The following is a 23,130-nucleotide window of genomic DNA, read 5'->3' as shown; positions in this document are numbered from 1 at the left end:
CCCCTCCCCGACTCGAACGGGGGACCTGCGGATTAACAGTCCGTCGCTCTAACCAACTGAGCTAAGGGGGAAGCGTCTTGCCTTTCAACGGGGCGAAATATTAATGACCGCATAGCAAAGTGTCAACATATAAAAGATCATAAATTCAAAAAAGAGGTCTATTCGTTGTTTTTATGTGCAATCTGCGCGTTTTGTAACACTATTTAAGTAAAGCGCAGTGATATTGTTTTATAAAAACAGGGCAATATTTGCATGAAGTTTGTAATTTAGGCAATAAAGTGATGAGTAAAATTTAAGAAAACGGCTTTTAATAGCAAAAACGCGTTCTATTTCCTGTATTTTTATAAAGCGATAATTAACTTATTTAAAATAAATGGTTCCTTTTTATTTTGGTACGTTAAAACGGTTGAACTAAATGCGTATTAGTTACGTAAACTAAAATTAGCGCTAAAACATAATATAAATTTTGACTGCAGCAATGCCTTGTACAAAAATAAAACAATCAATGAGTTGGCTACCTGTTTGAATGTGTTACTCACTGATATTAGCCTAAGAAAAGATCACCTTCATACACATAACGGAGGCATACAACGCTGTTTGCATATTGGTAACGGAAAAAACCAAATGATCTAACAATTTAGCACCACGTTGTAGCCCTTTATAAACGTGGGGTTGATTGAGTTATCCACGGTTTCTGTGGATAACTCTGTTTATGAAACTTTAAGAACATCAGCACCTCCAGCATTGTAGGGCGCTACAACGATTTCAAGTATTAAAAAGCTTTTTTTTATATATTAAAAAAACAAAGGCTTATGATTCAGCTTAGATAGCCACCTAAACGATAAATAAAATTTTTCGTGACGATAAAGCATCATCGCTAACTGTGTAATAAAGCAACAAAATCTAAAAGGTAAATGTTGCAAAAGTTACATAAGTGTATTTAATTTGATTTTTAATGTGTTTGTACAAAATTTATTTACAACAGCGTAAAAGTAATAGTTTGTAGATTAAAGGCTGATTTAGTTGTTTAGATTTAATAAAGCATGGCTTGAACTCTCCGGATGCTTTAAAATATGCAGCTCAGTAAAAGAGGCTTATTTATTTTATGCGCGCACATTCTCAATCACATACTCGCCCTGATTTACTCACTGCTCCAATCTTGCCTACGTTAAAGAAAATGACCGTTCCAATGATCTTTGGGATGATTACCCTGATGATGTTCAACATAGTTGATACTTTTTTTATTAGTTTATTGGGTACAGAGCCGCTTGCTGCAGTTAGTTTTACATTTCCTGTTACTTTTACCGTGATTAGTTTAGCAATTGGTTTAGGCATAGGGACTTCTGCGGTTATTGCAAAAGCATTAGGCAGTAACAATTTAGAAGAAGCGCGCTTTGATGCCAGTGTTTCGTTGTTGGTAGCGGTAATATTAGTATTAATTTTATCTGCTAGTGGCTATTTATTGATTGATCCCATATTTACGTTGCTTGGGGCAGGGGAGCAAGTACTCCCGCTAATTCATGAATATATCAGTATTTGGTTTTTAGGCAGTGTATTTTTAATTACCCCAATGATTGGTAATTCTGTACTGCGAGCCAGTGGCGATACTAAAACACCGAGTATTATTATGGGGGGAGCTGGACTTATAAATGCTGTACTCGATCCCATGCTGATTTTTGGCTTTGGTCCCATTCCCGCATTAGGCATTAAAGGGGCTGCAATTGCCAGTGTTATAGCTTGGGCAGTTGGAGTGGCGATTATTTTTTACATATTAATTGTTAAAAAGCAGTTGCTTAGTTTAAAAGCGGGCAAACAAACTGTTATTGGTGCAATTCGTAAAATTTTAAAAATTGGTTTACCGGCAGCGGGTGCTAACATGCTCACCCCAGTTGCTATGGCAGTAATGACGGCATTGGTTGCTCATCATGGCCCCGAAGCCGTGGCTGCTTTTGGGGTAGGGAGTCGAATAGAATCAATAGCGAGTTTAGTGGTATTAGCCTTGTCGATGACCTTGCCCCCTTTTATTAGTCAAAACTTTGGAGCGAGTCATTTTTCTCGCGTAAAGGATGCCTACCTAGGAACCTTAAAATTTGTGATGTTATGGCAGTTTGTTATTTATATTTTATTAATTATGTTTTCTGGCGTCATTAGTGAAATATTTGGTAAAGAGCAAGCCGTTGTTGATGTTATAAAATTGTTTATTTATACCATCCCATTAAGTTATGGCTTGCAAGGAGTGATCATTTTATCCAACTCCTCGTTTAACGCTTTACACAAACCCATGAACGCCTTAGTTTTGAGCGTTATTCGGTTGTTTGTTTTTTATATTCCCTTTGCGTATATCGGGAACGAACTTGCAGGCTTAATCGGCTTGTTTATTGGCGCGACCATTGGTAATTTATTTACAGCATTTGTAGCCTACAAGTGGTTTATGAAAGAAATTGAAGCGTTAAGCAGTCAAGCATTACAGGAGTGTAGTCATTGAGCGATCATTTTCAGTTAGAATCAAAATTTAAACCCGCTGGGGATCAGCCTACCGCTATCGCTCAGTTGTGCGAAGGTTTAGAAGCAGGGCTTGCTCATCAAACCTTATTAGGTGCAACAGGGACGGGAAAAACCTTCACGATGGCTAATATCATTAGTGATTTAAATCGCCCCACTATTATTATGGCGCACAATAAAACCTTAGCGGCTCAATTATACGGCGAGATGAAAGAATTTTTTCCACACAATGCGGTTGAATACTTTGTATCTTACTACGATTACTACCAACCAGAAGCTTATGTGGTAGCCAGTGACACCTTTATTGAAAAAGATGCATCCATCAATGAACACATTGAGCAAATGCGGCTCAGCGCCACTAAAGCGCTGTTAGAGCGTCGCGATACTATAATTGTTGCATCGGTATCGGCGATTTATGGTCTGGGCGATCCTGATTCATACATGAAAATGATGCTGCTTTTAAAAGTGGGTGAAAAGGTCGACCAACGTGACATGCTGCGCCGTCTTGCAGAGCTACAATATACGCGAAACGATATTGATTTTAGTCGCGGTACATACCGCGTTCGTGGTGAAGTTGTTGATATATTTCCAGCTGAATCAGACACCTATGCAGTGCGTGTAGAAATGTTTGATGATGAAGTTGAACGCCTAAGTATTTTTGATCCTCTAACCGGTGCCGTCGAAAAACACATAGTGCGTGCCACTATTTATCCTAAAACTCACTATGTAACGCCACGAGAAAAAATTCTCGAAGCCATCGAAAAAATAAAAGTTGAGCTTAAAGAGCGCAGAGCACAATTGCTCAGCGCTAATAAGTTAGTAGAAGAGCAACGCATAGCTCAGCGTACCCAATACGACATAGAAATGATGACCGAGCTTGGTTATTGCTCCGGTATTGAAAACTACAGTCGTTACTTATCGGGGCGTACACCTGGCGATCCACCGCCAACATTACTGGACTATTTACCCGATGATGCATTAATGATTATTGATGAATCGCACGTAACCGTATCGCAAATTGGTGCCATGTATAAAGGCGATAGAAGCCGTAAAGAAAACCTCGTTGAATATGGTTTTAGAATGCCCTCAGCTATGGATAACAGGCCACTGCGTTTTGAAGAGTTTGAGGCCATTGCACCACAAACCATTTATGTATCGGCTACCCCGGGTGACTTTGAATTAGAGCGCAGCAACGGCGAAGTTGCAGAGCAAGTTATTCGTCCAACCGGCCTACTTGACCCTGTTATTGAAGTTCGCCCGGTAGGCGATCAGGTTGATGATTTACTCTCAGAAATTTACAAATGTGTTGAAGCAAAAGAGCGCGTGTTAGTAACAACCCTGACCAAACGCATGGCTGAGGATTTAACTGATTATTTAAGCGAACATAATGTAAAAGTACGCTACCTACACTCTGACATAGACACTGTAGAGCGGGTTGAAATTATTCGTGATTTACGAGCCGGCGTGTTTGATGTGTTAGTAGGCATTAACTTACTACGTGAAGGCTTAGATATGCCAGAAGTGGCACTAGTTGCTATTTTAGATGCCGATAAAGAGGGCTTTTTACGTTCAGCTCGCTCGCTTATTCAAACCATAGGCCGTGCTGCTCGCCATCTTGATGGTCGTGCTATTTTATACGGCGATAGAATCACTAAATCGATGGCCAAAGCCATTGAAGAAACTGACCGACGCCGAGAAATACAACACGCTTATAATGTTAAGCACGGTATTGAGCCCAGTGCCTTGGTTAAAAAGATACTTGATGTAATGGATGTAGGTGAAGATGCCTCACCACAAGATAACTTGCAGCTTATTCGTAAAGAGTCTAAAAAAATTCTTAGTGCGAAAGAAATTGCCACGCAAATTAAGCAGCTTGAAACCAAAATGCATGCCTACGCCAGTGATTTAGAATTTGAAAAAGCTGCCACTGTACGCGACGAAATACATGAACTACAACAACAGTTGATTAATTAAATGACAATCGATTTTACTCCTCTTATTAATGCATTAGCAGACACGCCTTTTGCAGATAACGAATTATGCCGCGTATTTCATGGTCGCGGCCACAGCGTAGAAGCGCTAAGCCATATTAACTTAGACTTTTATCCACCGAGTTTGTTTTTGGTGTCATACAGTGAAATTGATGAGGTTACACTCACTACGCTCACCGATACGTTATGGCAGTGGGCACAACAACATCATCCAGAGCTAATTACTGCATTGGTATATCAGCAGCGAGCGGGGCTGCAAAGCCACAATACCTTAGTGCATGGGCAATTGCCCGCGCGCCATAGCGTAGCCGAAAATGGTGTGCGTTTTTTGGTTGATTTAATGAGTAAGCAAAACACCGGTATTTTTCCAGATATGCGAAAAGGCCGTGAGTTTGTCATGCACAATAGTAAACATGCCAAAGTACTTAACCTGTTTTCTTATACTTGTGGTTTTTCGGTAGCGGCTATGCACGGCGGTGCCGATCATGTGATGAACATGGATATGAGCAAGGGCGTGTTAAAAGTCGGTAAGCAAAACCATCAATTAAACAATGTTGATAGGGGCGTCAGTTTTTTACCGCATGATATTTTAAAGTCGTTTGGTAAGCTAAAAAAAGCCGCACCGTTTGATTTAATTATTGTTGATCCACCCAGCTTTCAAAAAGGCAGTTTTATATTAACAAAAGACTACCAAAAAGTGCTGCGCAGACTCCCTGAGCTTTTAAACGACACTACACAGCTGTTGTTATGCGCTAATAGCCCAGAGCTTTCCGAAAATGACTTTAAAGCACTTATTCAAGAACATACTCAAGGTGCTATTGAGTTTGTTAAACGCCTAGAACCGACTGATCGCTTTATTGAAATTGATAGCGATAAAAGCTTAAAAGCATTGGTGTACAAAACAAAAACATAGTGAGTTAAATGAAACTGAGTAAACGTTTAAACGCCATCAATTCATTAATTACAGAGCCTTACGATATTGTTTGGGATTGTTGCTGCGATCATGGCTTTTTAGGGATGGCGTTACTTGAGCGCGGTATAGCAAAACATATAAATTTTGTGGATATTATTCCAACGTTAATGGAAGCGCTCGAACAGTCGCTGCAACAATTTGAGCAAGGTAAATCTTTACCTTCATGGCAAGTGCGCTGCGAAGATGTTGCGCAAATTAAACTGCCAACAGCTGCAAAGCAAGTGGTGGTTATTGCTGGTGTGGGGGGCGATTTATGTTTAAAGCTTATTGAACAAATTATTGCCAACAACCCGCAAAGCTTGCACCAACTCAGTTTTATTATTTGCCCCATTCAGCATCTTTACAAAGTGCGTGCAGGTTTAAAAGCCTGTAATTTAAAGCTCGAAAACGAGCAAATTATTGTTGAAAACAAACGTTTTTACGAAGTATTACACGTTAGTGTAAATGCCAGCCAAACACTCACTCAAACCGGTGCTCAAATGTGGGATAAACACAATCCACAACATCATCAATATCAGCAGCAATTGCTTAACCATTATACTCGAATGCTCAATAAAGATAGACTTTACTATCAAAAAGTTATAACAGAGTATCAACGAGTATTTGAATGCTAAGTCAGTGTGATCGGTTTTTGTGATTAACTACGTAAAGTGCTTCATAGTTAATATCTTGCCATCAGGCGGATTTATTTGGTTTAAATATGTCAGATAAAAATATAAAAATTGATCCATTATTGGGCGATGGGCAAAAGTGGCAACACAGTTACGAGCAACCGATTTCGTATGCACCGTTAGTGCAATTGGCCAATAATAACTGGATTGTTCCCCAGCATTTTTTACGTTACAAACATACGCTAGCCAGCGTTAATGAAGTGCTTAACGACATTAGTTTTTCTACTCACTTTAGTGTGTTAGCTGCAGAAAAAAACAGTGATATTTATCTGCAAGTGGCGGTACTTAGTCCAGATAATTACCGTGCTGAGAACAAAGCAAAAAAGTTACTGTTTGGTCGTCGCTGGCCAGTAGAGCAAAATTTGCCAACCTCAGAGCTTATTCAAACAGCATTTTTAGCATTGAAAGTGGCACGCGAGCATGAAGTAAGAGAGCTTTTTCAGCTGCAGCATCAAGGCGCAACCAGCACGCCATTTAATAATCATCATGACTTACCCGTTATGGCTCAAAACCCTGAGCTTGTTAAAAGCACATCGTTTAAAAATATTCCATTGAACGACCTGATTGAGCGCCTGGTGTTTGCGGATAATAAAATTGCGCTAATTAACTGCCAAGCAATAATCACCGGTGAGCAGGTGTATACGGTTAAACTTCATTGCGATAGTTGTCAGCTAAGCGAATTTAATAATAAAACCTTGTCATTTTTAGCACCTAATGCAACAACCAACAGCTTTTTACATAGCTTTATTGCCGCACTGGTTGCTGTAAGTAACGAGTATGTGAGTGAGCATTTTAAATACCAAGGCTTTGCGCGCTTTAGTAAAGATGTACACGCAGAGCAGGTAGGGGAGCTAAGTATTGCCATGCGTTCACCAAGTTCAGTTAGTTTATGTTCTATGGGTAAGCAAGAGGCGAATCAGTTAAACTTTGAAATAGACAGCGGCAGGGCACCTCAAGGGTGTGGACAAGCCATTGGCGGGTTTTTAGCTGCCCATGGTATAGAGCAGCCAGAAAATGCACATTTATACCCTAATTATTTATAACTAAGGGACGGCTATAGTTTGTTTATTTCTTGTTTTACGCTATAGCTTGAGTCGGTAACAATGGCTTCAAGTGTTTGTACTCGTTGTTTAAGTTCACTCACTTGAGCGGTTACCTCAGCTAGTTGTTTGTGTGCGTCTTGGTTGTTGTCCTGTACTTTATGTTTAAACTCAAGGTGCTTTTTATACATATCGTAAATAACCCCCGAACCGACAGAAATAAGTACAATGAGAACTATCATTGTTGTGCCAGACATAATTACTTCCTTTAATTTTATTTTAAGTTTAAATTATAACCATAATTAAGCGCCGATAAAGCTAATTAATTGTAACTTTATTTGTATTTATAAAGTCATTGTTATTATTTGTGCCGCCACCATATAATAACCATGTAGTTTTTTTAATCGATACAAGGAATAGGTATGTTAAATAATAAAATCCCACCGGTTGTCGTTGTGGTATTTTTCGCTGCTGTTATGGCACTGATTGCGCATTACACAGTAATAGACTTTACCGCCTTCATAACTTACCTAGCATTAGGATTAGTCGCTATAGGTTGTTTCTTTTGTATTGCCGGGGTCGTCAGTTTTCGTTTAGCCAAAACCACGGTACTACCAAATAAACCTGAGCAAGCAACAAGCTTAGTTACCTCAGGGGTATATAAACTCTCACGTAACCCTATGTATTTAGGCTTTGCTTTTATACTGGCGGGGTGGGGCGTGTGGCTAAGCTCTATTTGGGCTTTTTTAGGTATTGTGGGCTACGTTGGTTATTTAACGCTGTTTCAAATCATTCCCGAAGAGCGGGCGTTACATCAGTTATTTGGTGAGCAATTTGAGGATTACAAATCGCGGGTAAAACGCTGGCTTTAATGTTTTTTCATGCTAAAAAAGGCTACCCTTGGTAGCCTTATAGTGTGCTTATTTTAAACTTTACTCGTATTCAAGCGGGTCAGTTACGTTGTTCAGCTCAAAGGCTTCTAAACGTTCTTGGCAAGCGCCACATTTGCCACAGGCCTTATCACGACCGTTATAACAGGTCCATGTTTGGCTGTAGTCTAATCCCATTTTAATACCATCGGTTAAAATATCGATTTTAGTATTATTTAAATACGGGCTAAAAATTTCTACCGCATCGTAATTTGCAATACGACACACATCATCCATCTTTTTAACAAACTCAGGGCGGCAATCTGGGTAAATAGCATGATCGCCCGAATGCGCACCGTAATATACTTTGCTTGCTTTAAGCGACACCGCATAACCTACCGCTAAAGAAAGTAAAATCATGTTGCGATTAGGAACAATGGTGCTTTTCATGCTTTCTTCTTCGTAATGGCCTTCTGGCACATCAATATCGTCTGTTAACGACGAACCACCAATAAGCTGATTAATTGCCGATATATCAACAATTTTGTGCGGTACATTTAGCTTTTCACATACGCTGGCGGCGACTTTAAGTTCTTTAACATGACGCTGACCATAATCAAACGAGAGGGCATAAACATCATGGCCTTGCTGCAGGGCTTTATTTAATACAGTAAATGAGTCCATACCGCCGGAATAAATAACAACTACTTTTTGCGTCATACGTGGTTTGCTCTTTAGTTTTGATAGAGGTTTATATCAGGGCGCGATATACTACACGGCCAAGGCATAAATGACAATTTTTGCATCGTGCTTTGTGATTTCTAATAGTAACAATTTTGCCGTCAGGTTGTAAGTGAGATTTCTTTTGTACAAAATTAATGAAGTGTTTGAAACCATTCAAGGTGAAGCGAGTTTTACTGGTACGCCGTCTATTTTTCTACGCCTGCAAGGTTGCCCTGTGGGATGTTCATGGTGCGACACAAAGCAAACCTGGGATGTTGATAACGTATATAAAGTATCACTTGATGACACGGTAGAAAAAAAAGCCGACTCAGATCATTGGGCTGAGGCCAGCGCAGCGCAGGTACTTGAATTATTTAAGTCCCGTGGCTATACCGCCAAGCATGTTGTTATAACCGGTGGCGAACCTTGCATGTATGATTTGAACCCAGTATGTAATTTACTGCATGATCATGGCTTTAGCACACAAATAGAAACCAGTGGCACCTTCGAAATACTCGCCCCTGCACAAACGTGGGTCACGGTATCGCCAAAAATTAATATGCGTGGTGGCTACAAAGTACTCAGTAGTGCCATGCAACGCGCCGATGAAATTAAACACCCAGTTGCTATGCAAAAACACGTAGAAGAACTGGAAGAGCTATTTACCGCCACCGGCGTAAACCCAAAACTGGTATATTTACAGCCAATCAGCCAAAAAGCCTCAGCCACTAAATTAGCCATTGATACTTGTATCGCTAAAAACTGGCGCTTATCAATTCAAGTACATAAGTATTTGGGGATTAGTTAAAGAGCAGCTGTAAGCTGCTCTGCGTTAAGTTATATAACGTAGATACAAGGTTGGGTTATAAACCCAACCTAACTAAACAAATTTTAACTCATAAAGTTAAGCTGGCTTTAAATATAATTTTCATCAATAAACTGACACCACAGCTGTGTGTTTAATTCTGGTACATTTGGCTTATCTCTAATACCGAGTTTAAACATGATCACAGAGCGCCATTCTAAAGAGCCAATGTCTGGCCCATGTCCATAACCGTCACCGGTATTAATTTGCTGCTCAACATAGTTAAACCACGCCTCAGAGCACGGCGAATATTGTTCATCTTTTTGCGCAACACTACTGCATCCAGCAATAATGAGTATTAAAGGGGCCATTAATAGTTTCATATTTTACCTATGTGTTTATTTTGCTAATCGCTGCTGTGCTAAGGTTAAACGCTTATGTGAGCTGTATACTTGCAACCTTTCATCGTCCGTAATTAAAAATGCATCCATTTCTATAGATATTAAAGCAGATATGGGGAAAATCTCTAAAATACCAAAGTCAGCAAGTTTAGCTGAAAGAAGTGCCGTTTTGCCATTAGCAATAAAAGTAGAATCTTGATCACGAAAATCGCCATCAACATATAGTATTGCACCACCAAACCATGAGTTAACAATTTTAATTTTATGACCCTTGACCGTGAATTCGAACTCTTTTCGCATTTTCAAACTCCATTTTTTGAAAAACCTATAAAGTTTTAACAACTTGTTATATGAAATTTATGCAGAACTTTAATAATACACTCTCAAAAAATTATTCAAAGCGATGAGTATAAAGCGCTTATCTACCACTTTACGGCTGACTTACCTGCTGAACAGTTTAATAAAATTTATCAGCAAGCACTGTTAGATGGAGAGTGAGAACGCAAGCACAGCGTAGTTTTTAACCGCTAGGGTAGGCTATTTATTATTGAAATCTTTGCTCTGAAAATTCAAACAATGGCACTTACAAGTGCCCCCGCGTCTGTAATACCTGCATCCTTCATGGCTTGGCCGATCATTTGCACGAGCGCAATTACCTGAGATTGTGTTGATGAAACGATGTTTGCTTGTGCTTCAATTTGTGCCTGTATTGCCTCGTCTTCTTGGTCCGATTGAGCTTGTAATTGAGTGAGTTGCTCTTTTTGTTCTTCAAGCAGCTGCTTGAGCTCCTTAAGTTGCTCTATCATTTTTGCGATATATTCAGGCATTTCTGAACTTGCTGTTTTTTCAGCATTTTGCTCAGCCTTTTTTCCTGAGAGTTTATTGCGTTCTTTGTCTGATAATTGATAATCAGTGTTGTCCTGATTTTTTGTTGTGTCTTTTGTTTGTAGTGCAATATTTGTTTTTTCGGCTGTAATTTTAACGTAAAAGGCTGAGTGTTTATTTAGCTGTATCACGGTTTATTATCCATAATAGTATGTTTATTGATGTTGTTATCGGCCGCGATGCCAAAGTTTAAAGTGCTAAAGTAATAAAAAACGTTGCCTTTGAGCAACGTTTTTTTAGTTTTATACTACGATTTTTTGTTTTCAACTTTACCGCTTGAATAAATAAAAAATAATGCAATGGCTAAACACACTAACGCCGCTAGTCGACTGGGTGACAATACAATAGCCTCATTACCAAGCCAGCCAAAATTATCAATTAATACACTCATGGTTAGTTGACCAAAAATAACCGCGACGGTTGCCACCGCTGTGCCTATTTTTTGCACTGCAAGCACCATAATAACAATGTATGGTATGCCACACATGGCACCAAGTAGCTGCCATTTTGGTACATCCATTAAGGTTACAGCATGATTTGGTTCAAAATAAAATATAAGCAGTGCGGTTACCAGTGCACCAACAGAAAAGGTTAAAAAAGCACTTTTAAAAACACCGACGTTACCGCCTAGTCGTCCGTTTAAGGCTGCTTGAATGCTTAATGTTGCGCCACCAATTACAGCTAGAAAAATCATAATAATAGTCATAGTGAGTTTATCCTTGTGCCATAAAAACCAGAGAGATAATAATAAACGCCAAAGCAATAATGCGTTTAACGTCAATTTTGCGTTCAGTAGTGCCAAACAAACCGTAATGGTCAATAATTAAGCTTTTGAAAATTTGCCCTGCGAGTATGCCGATCATTGTCATGGCTATGCCGATGTTTGGCGTTGCAATTGTTAAAATAACCAAGTAAACAGGGCCAAGCACGCCACCTAATAATAAAGAAGGGGGCTGGCTAAAAAATGAAGGACTATTCCGAGGGCTAAAAAACAGCATTAGCAAAAATGTTAAGGCGGCACCAACCGCAAATATACTAAATGTGGCCCACAGTTCACCCACTTCACTACCCAAAGGCCCTAATAACCCCGCTTCTACGGACAAACCCATACCGCCCATAAAGGTCAGTAATATTAATAGAAATTGCATTTATATCCTCCAAATAGTAATTAATACCATTTTAACCCAGCTAATAAGCCAGAAAAACGCTACAATCCAGAAGTGACTTTTGCAGGAACTGCACAAATGAATGACATAAATACAGTGAGCATTAAAACACTCGTTACGTTTATCGGTGTTTTTAATACCCATAGTTTTTCAGAGGTGGCTAGGCGGGAGGGGGTGTCTGCGTCAAATATTTCACGGACTATTCAACAATTAGAAGATGCACTAGGGCAGCAGCTTTTTTATCGAAATACCCGTGCTGTTGTGCCAACAGAAGCGGGTCGGTTGTTTTTAGATTATGCACAAACAATCACCGAGCAAATGAATGACGCGAGAAAAGAGCTGCAAGACAGAACGCTCGAACCAACCGGGTTAATTAGAATTAATGCGCCTGTATTTTTTGGCCAAAGGCACATTGCTCCTTGGTTATCTGAGTTAAGTATTCGCTATCCAAACTTACAAATAGAGTTAACACTTACTGATGACTTTATTGACCCGCATCGTGATGCCACCGATGTTATATTTCGTATCGGTGCGTTAACCGATTCTTCGTTACATGCGCGCGTATTTGGTACACAAGTGTATCATTTAGCAGCCTCACCAGCGTATTTGAAAAACAACCCTAAAATTACTAATCCATCTGCACTTAAAAATCATCAATGTTTAATTTATAAAGGTTCTTCAGGTGCAAATCGTTGGCTGTTTAAAGCTAAAAATGCATCATGGGCTCATTACTCTGTTGCACCATTACTTGTCTCAAATAATGCGGATACATTATTAACTTGTGCATTAAAAGGCATGGGTTTAGTGCTGTTTCCTGATTGGCTTATTGGTGAGCATTTAAAGGCGGGTACTTTAGTAAAGGTGTTACCTAATTATGATGCAGCAATTAAAACAGAGCCTCAGCAAATAGCGGCTATTTATCCACACACACGCTATGCCCCTTTAAATGTTAGGGCGCTTATTGATTACTTTGCCGATGTTTTCGGTGAACCGCTTTATTGGCAACAATAGCTTAATTGATTTGGTGCTTTAAAAACCAAAAAAGCGTTACCCTTGAGCAACGCTTTTATTTTTATCTTGTTTAGCCTTTATTCAGCTGCTAAATAATCTAATACCACTTGGTGGTGATCTTTGGTTTTGAATTTATCAAACAAGTGTTTAATTTTACCGTCTTGGCCTACTAAGAAAGTGAGGCGGTGGATACCGTCGTACTCTTTGCCCATAAACTTTTTATAGCCCCACACCCCAAATGCCTCAGCAATGGCATGATCTTCATCTGAAAGTAGGTCAAAGTTAAGCTCTTTTTTTGTTTCAAAGTTTTTAAGACGCTTAATCGGATCTGGGCTTATGCCAACTACATGGGTGTTAAATTTGGCAAGTTCTGCTTGTTGGTCACGCAGGTTTTCGGCTTGTACGGTACAGCCAGGCGTTGACGCCTTAGGGTAAAAGTACACCAGTACTTGTTTTTCTTTTAATAACTCGCTGAGCACGACGGTTTCATCATTTTGGTTTTGTAAGCTAAAAGCCGGTGCTGTGTCGCCACTTTGTAATGGGGTAATTTTGTTCATGCTAAACTCCTTAGCGAATACGTCGAAAGATGTAATCTACGTTTAAAACGTGCGAAAGGTTTTCAAAACTAATTTTAAATTGGTCAATATCAACGTCAACGGGAATATTAAATTCAAGTTCACAACGCATTTTTAGCTCAGTTTCTTCTTCGTAGGTGTCTGATTTTAATGAGCAAATATTAATATTATTATCTGCAAAAAAACGCGTTACTTTACTCAATGTGCCAGGGGTGTCTATGCCGGTATATTCTAAGGTATAGCCTGCACAAAACTCGCTTTGATTATGGCTTGAAGTACGCTTCATCATAGTGAGCAGTCCAAGCTCCATGCCTTTGGTGGGTAATGTATGCTCTATGCGGCTAATGGCTGACATATCACCGCTAAGTAGCATAATAAAGGTGAATTCGTTGCCTAAAATTGCAATACGGCTATCTATAATATTACAGTGGCAATCGCTTACGAGTTGCGTAAGTTCACTGACGATGCCCGATCTATCCTCGCCAATTGCTGTTAAAACAATTTGATGATTTGAAAATGCAGTCATGGGTTTTAAAGTACCTAAGTTACTTGGATGAAAACAACCGACTTGGCAACAAAAAAATAAATACGTAGCGTTGCACAGCGGCAAAGTTTAACACAAAACCCGCGTTAAACTATAGCAGCGGTTAATTTTAGGCGGTTAATAGTGCAGTGTTTCTTGTTTTTACAAGCTTGTGAAAGTACCATAGCAAAAATGTGTCTATTTGTTGCCTAGTCCATTTATTATCTCATAGGCTGAATGCAGTTAGGCAAGCAAATTATAAATGTAAAGTTAATATTGATTTTACACTGAACCAAATCGGCATTACCCACTCATATATTTGTTAAAACAATCAAGGGTATGCTAAGGAGAATTATCTGTGCAGTATTGGATCCCAAAAGCACTAGCAGTAAGTGTATTGGTAAGTTTGTCAGGATGTAGTGTATTTACAAGTGATGCTCATAATGAGCGTAATTACCGCGCCCATGAGCCGGTTAAAGCGCCTGCATCGTTATCTCAACCCGCTCAAGATCCTGTTTATAAAATGGATGTGGGTCAATATGATAATAATCCGGAGGCAACAAACTATCGTCCGCCGGCGCAAGTTTTAACCATTGCTAAAGGCAGTTGGGTTGAGGAAGCAGATAAACAAGCGCGTATTTATTTTGATAAAAATGACGGCATTGAAGATTTAGATGTGTTTATTTGGGATTCGATTCAAGCGGTGCTTGCTGATAATAACATTAGTGCAACACAGCAAGATAAAACGCAAGGAACACTTGTAACCGATTGGTACGCTATTGTAAAGCCTGAAGAAAGCTGGTTATGGGGCAATGATGAAAGCGTTGATTTAGAGCGTTTTAAATTTACCATTGAAGAAAAAGAACACCAACGCACAGCCTCGTTAACCGCTGAGCTTATTGATTTTAAAGGTGATAAGCCGCTAACTGATTTATTAAAACAACAGCTTGAAGTGCGTGCACTTAACCAAGTAGTGAGTGAGTTTGATTACCGCTACCGTCAGCTTGAAGTTGATATGCGTAAGCGCCAAGGGATCATCTCGTTAGAACTCGGGTTTGATAACAAAGGCAATGCCGCACTTGTTACTGAGCAGGCTAACGATACGGTATTCGATCGCTTTTCTGGATTCTTAGAGCGTTTATCTTTTACTATTGTTGAAATAAACCAAGAGACAGGTTTAATTACAGCAGATTATGCGAAAGTAGAAACCAGTGTGTGGGATTCAATTTGGGGCGATGAACCAATAGAGCTTCCAATTGATGAAGGTCAATACCAAATTTTGGTTAGTAAAACCAAACAAGGTGGCACCAGTCTAACGTGGATGGATGACAAAGGCGAAACACTTGAACCAGGTACAATGAATGGGTTACAACAAGCATTAGAAGCGGCGCTAATTAAGCGCGGTATTAAAATTTAATAATTATAAATACTTCCCACAAAAAGAGCTTTTTGCTCTTTTTGTGGTTTTTACAGGTTGAAAATATGTCTCAGTTAGATTCATCACGCCCAGCACCGGTCCAAAAAAGTTATGATTTGAAAATATGGTTGGTTTTTTTAATTCCTTCATTAATCGGTGTGTTTTTGTTTATGACGCCAGTACCGTCTGGCGAAATAATGACGATTCCTATTGCGGTAATGGCAAAAGCAATTCAAGCTTTATTTAGTCAAATAGCGCTTGGGTTAATAGCGACGATTATTTGTATTACTGGCGTTATGTCGTTGGTATTTAGTGTGTTTAAACCGAAAAGCTTAACCAAATTTCGCTTATTAAATCATTTGTTTAATGTGAGTTGGATTTGGTTAGTAACACGGTTATTAGGTATGGTGTTTGTGCTTTTAACTTATTTTCAAGTTGGGCCGCATGCTATTACCTCAGAAAATACCGGCTTGCTGGTATTAAAAGATTTATTACCGGTGTTGTTTTCGGTGTTTATTTTAGCGGGCTTATTACTGCCGTTATTACTTAACTTTGGTTTACTTGAGCTTGTGGGTACCTTACTTACTAAAGTAATGCGCCCATTATTTGGCGTACCAGGGCGCAGTGCAGTTAACTGTGTTGCTTCATGGTTAGGTGATGGTAGCGTCGGTATTTTAATGACTGCGCGTCAGTATGAAGATAAATATTATACTCAACGTGAAGCTGCGATTATTGGTACCACTTTCTCAGCTGTTTCAATTACCTTTTGTTTGGTTGTTATTGGCCAAGTAAAGCTTGAATACTTATTTGCACCTTTTTACCTAACCGTGTGTTTAGCGGGTGTAGTGGCTGCGATAATTGTTCCGCGTTTACCGCCACTGCGGTTTAAAAAGGACGTGCTTATTGATGGTGAAGAGCCCGATGGAAACGCTGAATTGGTTCCTGAAGGCAAAACATTACTTAAGCATTCACTTGATGTTGCATTAACTAAAGCAGAAAAAGCACCAGGTTTTAAAGGCACAATTGAAGAGGGCTTACATAACGCATTTGATATGGTGTTTGCAGTATTACCTGTGGTAATGGCTGTGGGTACATTTGCGTTAATTATTGCTGAGTACACGCCAATATTTCAATATTTAGGTATGCCGTTTATTCCATTTTTAGAATTGCTACAAATACCTGAAGCTGAAATGGCGGCACAAACGATTATGGTTGGATTTGCAGATATGTTTATCCCGTCTATTCTAGCCGCAGGCTCAATTGAAAGCGATGTAACACGTTTTATTATTGCGGCAATGAGTGTAACGCAACTTATTTATATGTCTGAAGTGGGCGCACTTTTATTGGGTAGTAAAATACCGGTTAATATTTTTGAGCTATTTGTTATTTTTATTCTCAGAACCTTAGTAACCTTGCCTGTTATTGCCTTAATGGCACACTGGTTAGTTGGCTAAGTAATCATTTAAACGAAAAAAAGCCCTGATTATTCAGGGCTTTTTTGTTTCTTTGCTTTGCGTAGATGAGCGTGGTGCTGAGGGTTTAAACTCGCTTTTTGCACTTAAACGCAGCAGTACTAAATTGCCGATAACAATAGCCAGTACAATCACGATAACGAGTACGATTTGCCAAATTTGCATTGCGATGCTCTTATTTTTTATTAAGCGATAATTATGACCACTTTAAATAAAAGCTGCAATCCTCTCTAGGGCTGTAAATAAGCAATTAAAACCGTTGTGCCACCGATAACGTTAAAAAGTTAATACCTGGGTTGGGCGCTTTGAATCCGGCGTTTGAATAGTGAATAATTCGCAGCGCTACATTAGTTTCACCAAAATCTGCCACTAGGCCTATCCTATCTTCAAACTGATAGTGAGTACTTAGGTTTTTACCAGCAAAATAGCGCTCATCAAGTAATGAAAAACCAATACCTGCCTCTACATAAAAGGGGGTGTTGTATACACTAAATACTGGAAATTGCACCACCGGTGACACAGCCAAGACCACGTTGGATTGTGATTGTTGATCATGGCGGTATTGCCACACGTTAACGCTGGTTTCTAAATAAAAACGAGCATCGCCGACAAAGTTTTGCATTCCTTGAGGGTGATATTGATACGCAAGCTTTGCCCCTGTTACATTGCCTTCTCCTTTTAATAAATCGACGGCATAACCATGGTTAGAGGATGCATAAGCGGCTTTGGTAGCCAATATAAACAGGGTAAAAGCAAGAACTAAAAGTCTGTTGTATGAGGTTTTCATAACGGCCAACTAGGGTTTAAGTCAAAATAGTAAAGGGATAATAAGGGCGGTGAATTACTGTTTTCAATGAGGACAAAAAGCCGCTTGTATATGGCTTGTTAACTGATTTATTTAACCAATTGAATTTATTTAATTAATTCAATTGGTGCCAATTTGGCATTAATAAGTTGCTTATTTATGCCTTTTTTATTGCCTGTTATTTGCGTAAATTACGCTTAAATTAATTATTTAAACTATGCATTTTTTATGAAACTTATAAAGCTTTTAGTGGTTATTGCTGTTTTTTTCAGTAGCACTTTGTATGCACAAACGCAGCCATCACCTAAGCAGTTATTGCAAACTGTAGCAGAATCATTATTTAACGATATTGGACAGGTAAATGCGAAAGGCGATGCCAGCAAAGAAGCCATGTCGTTAATTGTTCAGCAGCGTTTAATGCCACATATTGATGTTAAGTTTGTGTCGTTTAAATTATTAGGTAAGCATATTAAAGGTATTAACCGTGACCAAGGTGTTGCGTTTATTAATGCTGTAGAGCATTACTTAACAGGGACTTATGCCGGTGCGCTCATGAAGTACACAGGGCAGGATGTAATATTTGAGCAAGACGCTGCTGCAAGCGACTCTAAATTTGCTACGGTAAAAACGCAAATTATTGAACCGAATAAGCCAACCATTGATTTGCACTTTAAATTGCGTTTAGGTAACAACAACCAGTGGAAAGTATACGATATTGTTGCAGAGGGAATTTCGTTACTCAGTGCTAAGCAAAAAGAGATCATTCAACGTATTTCTGATGTGGGATTAGACCAAGTCACAGCAGAACTTCAGCAAAGTTAGTACTTTTGCAATTAACAGCTCCAACCTTAAAAGCAGCTAATGACGTATGTTGTTAGCTGCTTTTGTATTTTGGCCTATATTGCATGAGTTTACGCTAGCTTGGCTACCTAGCTGTGGTAGAATATTGGCTTCTTTGATTAAGCGTGGTGTCAGCTAAATACTGTTATAACTGACTACTCACCCGAGCTACACTGGAGTTGTGTTGTTTTAATGGAAAATGTACTAATTTGGCCAAAGGAATACCCGTTACTGGTCAAAGGGCTGGTTGAGCAAAACGGTGCCTTCATTTTAGATGCTTTAGAAGCTTGGCCCGCCTGTCGCTCTACTGAAGAAGATAATGGTGTATGCACCACTGTTTTACCCCCAATTTATTATTTAACCTGGTTAACCCCCTTAGAGCCATTCGAAGAGTGTTATTTTCAGCATATTTCTGAATATGATGAAAACGCACAAGAGTATATTGCTGCACTGAAAGAGCATTATTTTGCCAATGATTACAGCATAGAAAATATTGTGCTAATGCTGTGTCAGCGACTTGAAAAGTACGCAAGTGTGTCGGCACAAAATAACATTGAAACGCCACTTTCTTTAATTAGCTTATTTTTTAGTAAACGCTTTTTTACTCTGATAGAGCATGCACTAGAGCAAGGTGCAAAGCTCTCAGCTGCAGATACCTTAGCTATTTGGAAAGAGGTCGATTTTAGAGAGCGTTTAAGTGCGCATATTCCCCAGTCGATTGCTGATATTGACCACTTAGCAGAGCTGACCAGCGAAAAAGTGGCTGCTGGCAAAGATTACTTTACTTTGTTAACTCAGGTGTCTCCTGATGTTGATTCTATTGTGCTTTTAGAAAATGCCTTACTTGCGCATTTAAACAAGAAAAAAGCTAAGCAAACCATGGCAATGCGCTTTATTGAGCAAGGCGCCACGGGCACCTTAACCGATGAAGGTAATAAAACAGCATTTATGTGGGCGGCAGAAAAAGGCTACGTAAATGTAGTAGAAACACTCCTGCAGTACCAAGATAAAAAAGCGGTAGACGACCAAGGTAATACGGCGCTGCATTACGCGGTGATAAGTAAAAACGAATCGTTAATGATTTTACTGCTCAAAGCAGGGTATGACTTTAGAGCGCGAAATAACGAGGGGTTAAGTTGTTACCGATTAGCGGTTAGTATAAAAGCCAGCAACTTAGTTAAGTGCCTTGAGCGTGACTTTGGTATTAAAGAGTTATCGCCAGAGGGGCAGCTAGAGCGAATTAAAAAGGTGCATGTGCTACATGCGCTTGTGGCTTTATTATTACCGCTACAGTTATTTTTCTTTTTTGATGAAAACATCACTATAAAAAGTGAGCTTACTCTTTTTATGACCATGACGGCGGTGGTGTGTTTTTTCTTTGCAACGAACTTAAAGCGTTGCTCATTGTACCCGCATGTAAAACACCCATGGGGGTTGTTTTTAATACGAATGATGTCGGTTTTTAGTCTTGTTGCACAACTAGGTTTAGCCTGTATTGTAGGGTTGGCAGCTTTAAGCGAGTTAGTTTAAAAGTTAATGTTTTGCTACAAAAAAACGCGCTAATTAGCGCGTTTTTGCATTGTTGGGTATTTATTACGAATTGTTTTTATCGTGCTCGTGTGCAGCTTTTTCTTCAGCGAGCTCATCTTTAAGCTTGCGAATTTTAAGCCCAAGTTCTTGCCCTCTATGGCGCGCATAATAAGTACAGCCAATAAACATAGATGAGGCAAATAATAACTCAAGCAATACCCATATAAGCTCATCTTGTGCGACCCACAGCAATGTAAAGCCATGAATAAAGTAAAACATAACAATAAAATTAGCCCACGCATAGGTGTAGGTTTTATCTTGTAATATGCCTTTTAATGGCAGTAATAGTGGCAATACATACACTAAGAAAAGAAAGGTGTTACTGTGACCGTCTCTAGGGGCTAATACAAACATCCATAACGGCATTAAAATAAGCAGACCAATATAACCAAATAAGGCTAGGCGCTGAAATTTAATGGTAATCGGTTTTTTAGCAGGCTCGCTTGCTTGAATCATTTAAGTTTACTCGCAACTTGAGTCAGGCGTTTTCCTACGCTTTGACATATTTTAATTTCGTCTTGACTTAGGGTTGAGCTGTTATTGCTACCTGCAACGTGAGAGGCGCCATAAGGTGTTCCTCCTGTTTCGGTGCCGAGCAACTCAGGTACATCGTAGGGTACGCCCATCAACATCATCCCATGGTGTAACAAAGGCAATGACAAATTGAGTAGGGTTGCTTCATTGCCACCATGCATACTGCTTGATGATGAAAACACACAGGCAGGTTTATCGATAAGTTGGCCTTTGAGCCAAAGATCGCTGGTGGTTTCCCAAAACGTTTTTGCTTGTGAGGCCATCATGCCAAAGCGGGTCGGCGTACCAAATGCAAGCCCGTCACAGGCAACTAAATCATCTTTACTGATCACAATGTCATGCGGGTTTTTAGCCACAAAAGTACGCAGTAATGCAGTTGCACCTTGTTGCTCTATTGACTCTGCAATCTCATGTGCCATGGCTTCTACTGAGCCATGGCTTGAGTGATACAGCACCACGATGGTTGTGCTCATTATAGAACGCTTAATACGTTTTCAGGCGGGCGACCTAGGGCGGCTTTATTGTTATTTACTACAATAGGGCGCTCAATTAGTTTTGGGTGATTGACCATGGCATCAATAAGCTCTGACTCGCTATTTTCATCTTTTAAATTAAGCGCTTTGTACTGCTCTTCTTTGGTGCGCATCAAATCTCGTGCCGAATTAAACCCAAGTTGAGAAACTAAGGTACTAATTTGCTCATGAGAAAGCGGTGTTTTTAAGTATTCAACAACACTCGGTTCAATGTTTTTACTTTGTAATAGGTTAAGGGTTTCGCGTGATTTTGAACAACGCGGATTATGATAAATAGTAACTGACATAAAAATACATCCAAAGTATAAATTGTGGCTATTTTAGGTGAACTCACTAAAGACTTAAAGCCTCGCAAGCTCTTTTTGCAATAACCGATACTGTGTGAGTAACGCTTTTAAGCGCTGTTGCTTAACATCTTCACTTGGCTCTACAAAATTAAGCGCTTTTTGTATTTCGTCGGCCGCTTTTAAATACGCGCCATACTGAGATAATACATCGGCATTGGCTTCATGGTAGGCCGCCAATTTTTCTTGTTTTTTGTAGGCGTCAGTTAAAAGCTGTTTGCCTAAATTGTGATCGGGTTTTTCCAGTAAAAACGACTTTAATATATTTTCAGCTAACTCATATTGCTCAGCCTCTAATGCCGCGTTGGCGTAATTTAAGGTGATCACTTGGTTATTTGGCCGATAATTATTTAGCTCGCTTAAGTAACTAACAGCTTCTGCGGCTTTTTTTTGTGCAATGAGTAAATCTGTTTTGGTATCAATATAAAATAAGTTTTTAGGATCGTCTGCCAATAACTCATCAAGAATAGGTTGTGCTTCATCCGTCTTTTTTTGATCAAGCAAACTAATAGCTAAACCGTATTGTAATGCTACGTTGTTATAGGTGTTTTCGCGCATTAACTTTCTAAATAAGGCTTCTGCGTTTTCGGGTTTGTTATCGTAACGCGCCAGGACTCGGCTTTTTGCTAAGTCAAAATCAAGGCTCGAGCTTACCTGGCGTTTAGGGTATTGCTCGGCACGAAGGCGAACATCTGACACACGACTTTCAGGAAGAGGGTGAGTGAGTAAAAACGCCGGTGGTTTATATTTATAACGAATTTGTGCGGCAAGTTTAGTTAAAAATTCACTTGATGCTCTGGCATCAAACCCTGCGTTGTTGAGGGTTTGCATGCCCATTCTGTCTGCTTCTTGTTCGGCAGAACGGCTATGTGTCAGCTGACTGAAAGCTGATTGTGTTTGGCTGGCTGAAATAATAGCCATACCGGCATCAGGGGCTACAACCGCGGCTAAAATACCAGCAATCATGCCTGCAATAGTAAGCCCGCTATTATCTTGTTGCTGCTGAATGCGCCTTGCTAAGTGGCGCTGGGTGACGTGTGCTATTTCGTGGCCAAGAACCGATGCAAATTGACTCTCGTTATCGGCTTGGGCTATTAATCCGGTGTGTACACCAACATGGCCGCCATAAAATGCAAATGCATTGATTTCGGGATTATTTAACCAAAAGAATGAAAACCCAAAACGCACATCATTGGCGTTAGCAACTAACTTTCTACCTAAGGTTGTTAGGTATTCATCAAGCACCGGGTCGTTAATCAAAGGCGATGAGCCTCTGATCTGCATCATCATCACTTCACCAATCGCTTTTTCTTTTTCAATTGGTAGTGCTTTTAAGGCTGAAGTGCCTAAGTCGGGCAGTTGAAGATTGGTTTGTGCCTTTAACGGCTCACTTATCAGTAGGCTAAACGTAAGCGCTGCACTGCATAAAGTGATAAAGGCTGATTTTAGCTGCATTATAT

Annotated in this window: 27 protein-coding genes; 12 read left to right on the top strand and 15 right to left on the bottom strand. The window is 39.6% G+C overall.

Annotated features, from left to right (window positions below):
- Window positions 1-1,105 precede the first annotated feature (1,105 nt).
- From MTN96_RS32355 to MTN96_RS32335, 5 genes are all read left to right on the top strand, one after another.
- A complete protein-coding gene (locus MTN96_RS32355) occupies window positions 1,106-2,485 on the top strand; it encodes an MATE family efflux transporter (protein WP_036982158.1) in 1,380 nt (459 codons plus the stop codon).
- A complete protein-coding gene (gene uvrB, locus MTN96_RS32350; RefSeq protein WP_036982161.1) occupies window positions 2,482-4,476 on the top strand; it encodes an excinuclease ABC subunit UvrB in 1,995 nt (664 codons plus the stop codon). The genes MTN96_RS32355 and uvrB overlap by 4 nt, the downstream gene beginning before the upstream one ends.
- On the top strand, window positions 4,477-5,406 hold the full coding sequence (locus MTN96_RS32345) for a class I SAM-dependent methyltransferase (RefSeq protein ID WP_036982163.1): 930 nt from the start codon (window positions 4,477-4,479) through the stop codon (window positions 5,404-5,406).
- Between the two features lie 8 nt (window positions 5,407-5,414).
- Window positions 5,415-6,080: a tRNA (adenine(22)-N(1))-methyltransferase TrmK gene (locus MTN96_RS32340; RefSeq protein ID WP_069439670.1), complete on the top strand. Its 666-nt coding sequence runs from the start codon at window positions 5,415-5,417 to the stop codon at window positions 6,078-6,080.
- Between the two features lie 86 nt (window positions 6,081-6,166).
- On the top strand, window positions 6,167-7,180 hold the full coding sequence (locus tag MTN96_RS32335; RefSeq protein ID WP_069439669.1) for a hypothetical protein: 1,014 nt from the start codon (window positions 6,167-6,169) through the stop codon (window positions 7,178-7,180).
- Window positions 7,181-7,191: 11 nt separating this feature from the next.
- On the opposite strand, the gene MTN96_RS32330 is transcribed toward MTN96_RS32335, so the two are convergent.
- Window positions 7,192-7,434, bottom strand: coding sequence for a hypothetical protein (locus MTN96_RS32330; RefSeq protein WP_008110174.1), 243 nt, complete (start codon window positions 7,432-7,434; stop codon window positions 7,192-7,194).
- A 165-nt stretch (window positions 7,435-7,599) separates the two neighbouring features.
- Between MTN96_RS32330 and MTN96_RS32325 the strand changes: the two genes are divergently transcribed.
- Window positions 7,600-8,049 carry an isoprenylcysteine carboxylmethyltransferase family protein gene (locus MTN96_RS32325; RefSeq protein WP_013465273.1) on the top strand — a complete coding sequence of 150 codons (450 nt, stop codon included), beginning with the start codon at window positions 7,600-7,602 and terminating at the stop codon, window positions 8,047-8,049.
- A 60-nt stretch (window positions 8,050-8,109) separates the two neighbouring features.
- Here the strand turns inward: MTN96_RS32325 and queC are convergent, their stop codons facing one another.
- Window positions 8,110-8,766, bottom strand: a complete 657-nt coding sequence (gene queC / locus MTN96_RS32320) for a 7-cyano-7-deazaguanine synthase QueC (protein ID WP_013465272.1) — start codon at window positions 8,764-8,766, stop codon at window positions 8,110-8,112.
- A 145-nt stretch (window positions 8,767-8,911) separates the two neighbouring features.
- On the opposite strand from queC, the gene queE reads away from it, so the two are divergent.
- Window positions 8,912-9,577, top strand: coding sequence for a 7-carboxy-7-deazaguanine synthase QueE (gene queE / locus MTN96_RS32315; RefSeq protein WP_069439668.1), 666 nt, complete (start codon window positions 8,912-8,914; stop codon window positions 9,575-9,577).
- A 107-nt stretch (window positions 9,578-9,684) separates the two neighbouring features.
- On the opposite strand, the gene MTN96_RS32310 is transcribed toward queE, so the two are convergent.
- From MTN96_RS32310 to MTN96_RS32290, 5 genes are all read right to left on the bottom strand, one after another.
- Window positions 9,685-9,957: a hypothetical protein gene (locus MTN96_RS32310; protein ID WP_069439667.1), complete on the bottom strand. Its 273-nt coding sequence runs from the start codon at window positions 9,955-9,957 to the stop codon at window positions 9,685-9,687.
- Between the two features lie 15 nt (window positions 9,958-9,972).
- Window positions 9,973-10,275: a hypothetical protein gene (locus MTN96_RS32305; RefSeq protein ID WP_069439666.1), complete on the bottom strand. Its 303-nt coding sequence runs from the start codon at window positions 10,273-10,275 to the stop codon at window positions 9,973-9,975.
- A 269-nt stretch (window positions 10,276-10,544) separates the two neighbouring features.
- Window positions 10,545-10,991, bottom strand: a complete 447-nt coding sequence (locus MTN96_RS32300) for a hypothetical protein (RefSeq protein ID WP_036982189.1) — start codon at window positions 10,989-10,991, stop codon at window positions 10,545-10,547.
- Between the two features lie 116 nt (window positions 10,992-11,107).
- Complete coding sequence (locus tag MTN96_RS32295; RefSeq protein WP_069439665.1) at window positions 11,108-11,566, bottom strand: DMT family transporter; 459 nt, start codon at window positions 11,564-11,566, stop codon at window positions 11,108-11,110.
- Window positions 11,567-11,573: 7 nt separating this feature from the next.
- A complete protein-coding gene (locus tag MTN96_RS32290; protein WP_069439664.1) occupies window positions 11,574-12,008 on the bottom strand; it encodes a DMT family transporter in 435 nt (144 codons plus the stop codon).
- Between the two features lie 96 nt (window positions 12,009-12,104).
- Between MTN96_RS32290 and MTN96_RS32285 the strand changes: the two genes are divergently transcribed.
- Window positions 12,105-13,037 (top strand): LysR family transcriptional regulator, encoded by a 933-nt coding sequence (locus tag MTN96_RS32285; RefSeq protein ID WP_069439663.1) that lies wholly within the window; start codon window positions 12,105-12,107, stop codon window positions 13,035-13,037.
- Window positions 13,038-13,114: 77 nt separating this feature from the next.
- On the opposite strand, the gene bcp is transcribed toward MTN96_RS32285, so the two are convergent.
- The gene (bcp, locus tag MTN96_RS32280; RefSeq protein ID WP_024601114.1) at window positions 13,115-13,594 is read right to left on the bottom strand and encodes a thioredoxin-dependent thiol peroxidase; all 480 of its coding nucleotides are present in this window, start codon (window positions 13,592-13,594) and stop codon (window positions 13,115-13,117) included.
- Between the two features lie 10 nt (window positions 13,595-13,604).
- The gene (locus MTN96_RS32275; protein ID WP_013465263.1) at window positions 13,605-14,138 is read right to left on the bottom strand and encodes a glycine cleavage system protein R; all 534 of its coding nucleotides are present in this window, start codon (window positions 14,136-14,138) and stop codon (window positions 13,605-13,607) included.
- A 355-nt stretch (window positions 14,139-14,493) separates the two neighbouring features.
- Here MTN96_RS32275 and bamC point away from each other — a divergent pair, with 355 nt between their 5' ends.
- Both bamC and MTN96_RS32265 read left to right on the top strand, forming a co-directional pair.
- Entirely contained in the window at window positions 14,494-15,552 is a 1,059-nt protein-coding gene (bamC, locus tag MTN96_RS32270; RefSeq protein WP_069439662.1) for an outer membrane protein assembly factor BamC, read from the top strand.
- A gap of 65 nt (window positions 15,553-15,617) precedes the next feature.
- A complete protein-coding gene (locus MTN96_RS32265) occupies window positions 15,618-17,006 on the top strand; it encodes a YjiH family protein (RefSeq protein WP_069439661.1) in 1,389 nt (462 codons plus the stop codon).
- A gap of 33 nt (window positions 17,007-17,039) precedes the next feature.
- Here MTN96_RS32265 and MTN96_RS32260 read toward each other — a convergent pair whose 3' ends face one another.
- Window positions 17,040-17,189, bottom strand: coding sequence for a DUF2897 family protein (locus tag MTN96_RS32260; protein ID WP_083238689.1), 150 nt, complete (start codon window positions 17,187-17,189; stop codon window positions 17,040-17,042).
- Window positions 17,190-17,274: 85 nt separating this feature from the next.
- Window positions 17,275-17,811 carry an acyloxyacyl hydrolase gene (locus MTN96_RS32255; protein WP_069439660.1) on the bottom strand — a complete coding sequence of 179 codons (537 nt, stop codon included), beginning with the start codon at window positions 17,809-17,811 and terminating at the stop codon, window positions 17,275-17,277.
- 246 nt (window positions 17,812-18,057) lie between these two features.
- On the opposite strand from MTN96_RS32255, the gene MTN96_RS32250 reads away from it, so the two are divergent.
- Complete coding sequence (locus MTN96_RS32250) at window positions 18,058-18,651, top strand: phospholipid-binding protein MlaC (RefSeq protein WP_064662990.1); 594 nt, start codon at window positions 18,058-18,060, stop codon at window positions 18,649-18,651.
- A 210-nt stretch (window positions 18,652-18,861) separates the two neighbouring features.
- Entirely contained in the window at window positions 18,862-20,199 is a 1,338-nt protein-coding gene (locus MTN96_RS32245; RefSeq protein ID WP_036982202.1) for an ankyrin repeat domain-containing protein, read from the top strand.
- A gap of 63 nt (window positions 20,200-20,262) precedes the next feature.
- Here the strand turns inward: MTN96_RS32245 and MTN96_RS32240 are convergent, their stop codons facing one another.
- The 4 genes from MTN96_RS32240 to MTN96_RS32225 are packed head-to-tail and all read right to left on the bottom strand — an operon-like array spanning window position 20,263 to window position 23,125.
- Complete coding sequence (locus tag MTN96_RS32240) at window positions 20,263-20,715, bottom strand: DUF2069 domain-containing protein (protein ID WP_248534170.1); 453 nt, start codon at window positions 20,713-20,715, stop codon at window positions 20,263-20,265.
- Entirely contained in the window at window positions 20,712-21,266 is a 555-nt protein-coding gene (gene wrbA / locus MTN96_RS32235; RefSeq protein ID WP_036982205.1) for an NAD(P)H:quinone oxidoreductase, read from the bottom strand. The genes MTN96_RS32240 and wrbA overlap by 4 nt, the downstream gene beginning before the upstream one ends.
- The gene (gene arsC / locus MTN96_RS32230; RefSeq protein ID WP_036982212.1) at window positions 21,266-21,613 is read right to left on the bottom strand and encodes an arsenate reductase (glutaredoxin); all 348 of its coding nucleotides are present in this window, start codon (window positions 21,611-21,613) and stop codon (window positions 21,266-21,268) included. The genes wrbA and arsC overlap by 1 nt, the downstream gene beginning before the upstream one ends.
- Before the next feature lie 54 nt (window positions 21,614-21,667).
- A complete protein-coding gene (locus MTN96_RS32225) occupies window positions 21,668-23,125 on the bottom strand; it encodes a M48 family metalloprotease (RefSeq protein ID WP_138626773.1) in 1,458 nt (485 codons plus the stop codon).
- Window positions 23,126-23,130: the final 5 nt, after the last annotated feature.

The organism is Pseudoalteromonas sp. 2CM28B, from assembly GCF_023161935.1.
Note: the sequence above shows the minus strand (reverse complement) of the source record. Positions and strands in the feature narration are given on the sequence as shown.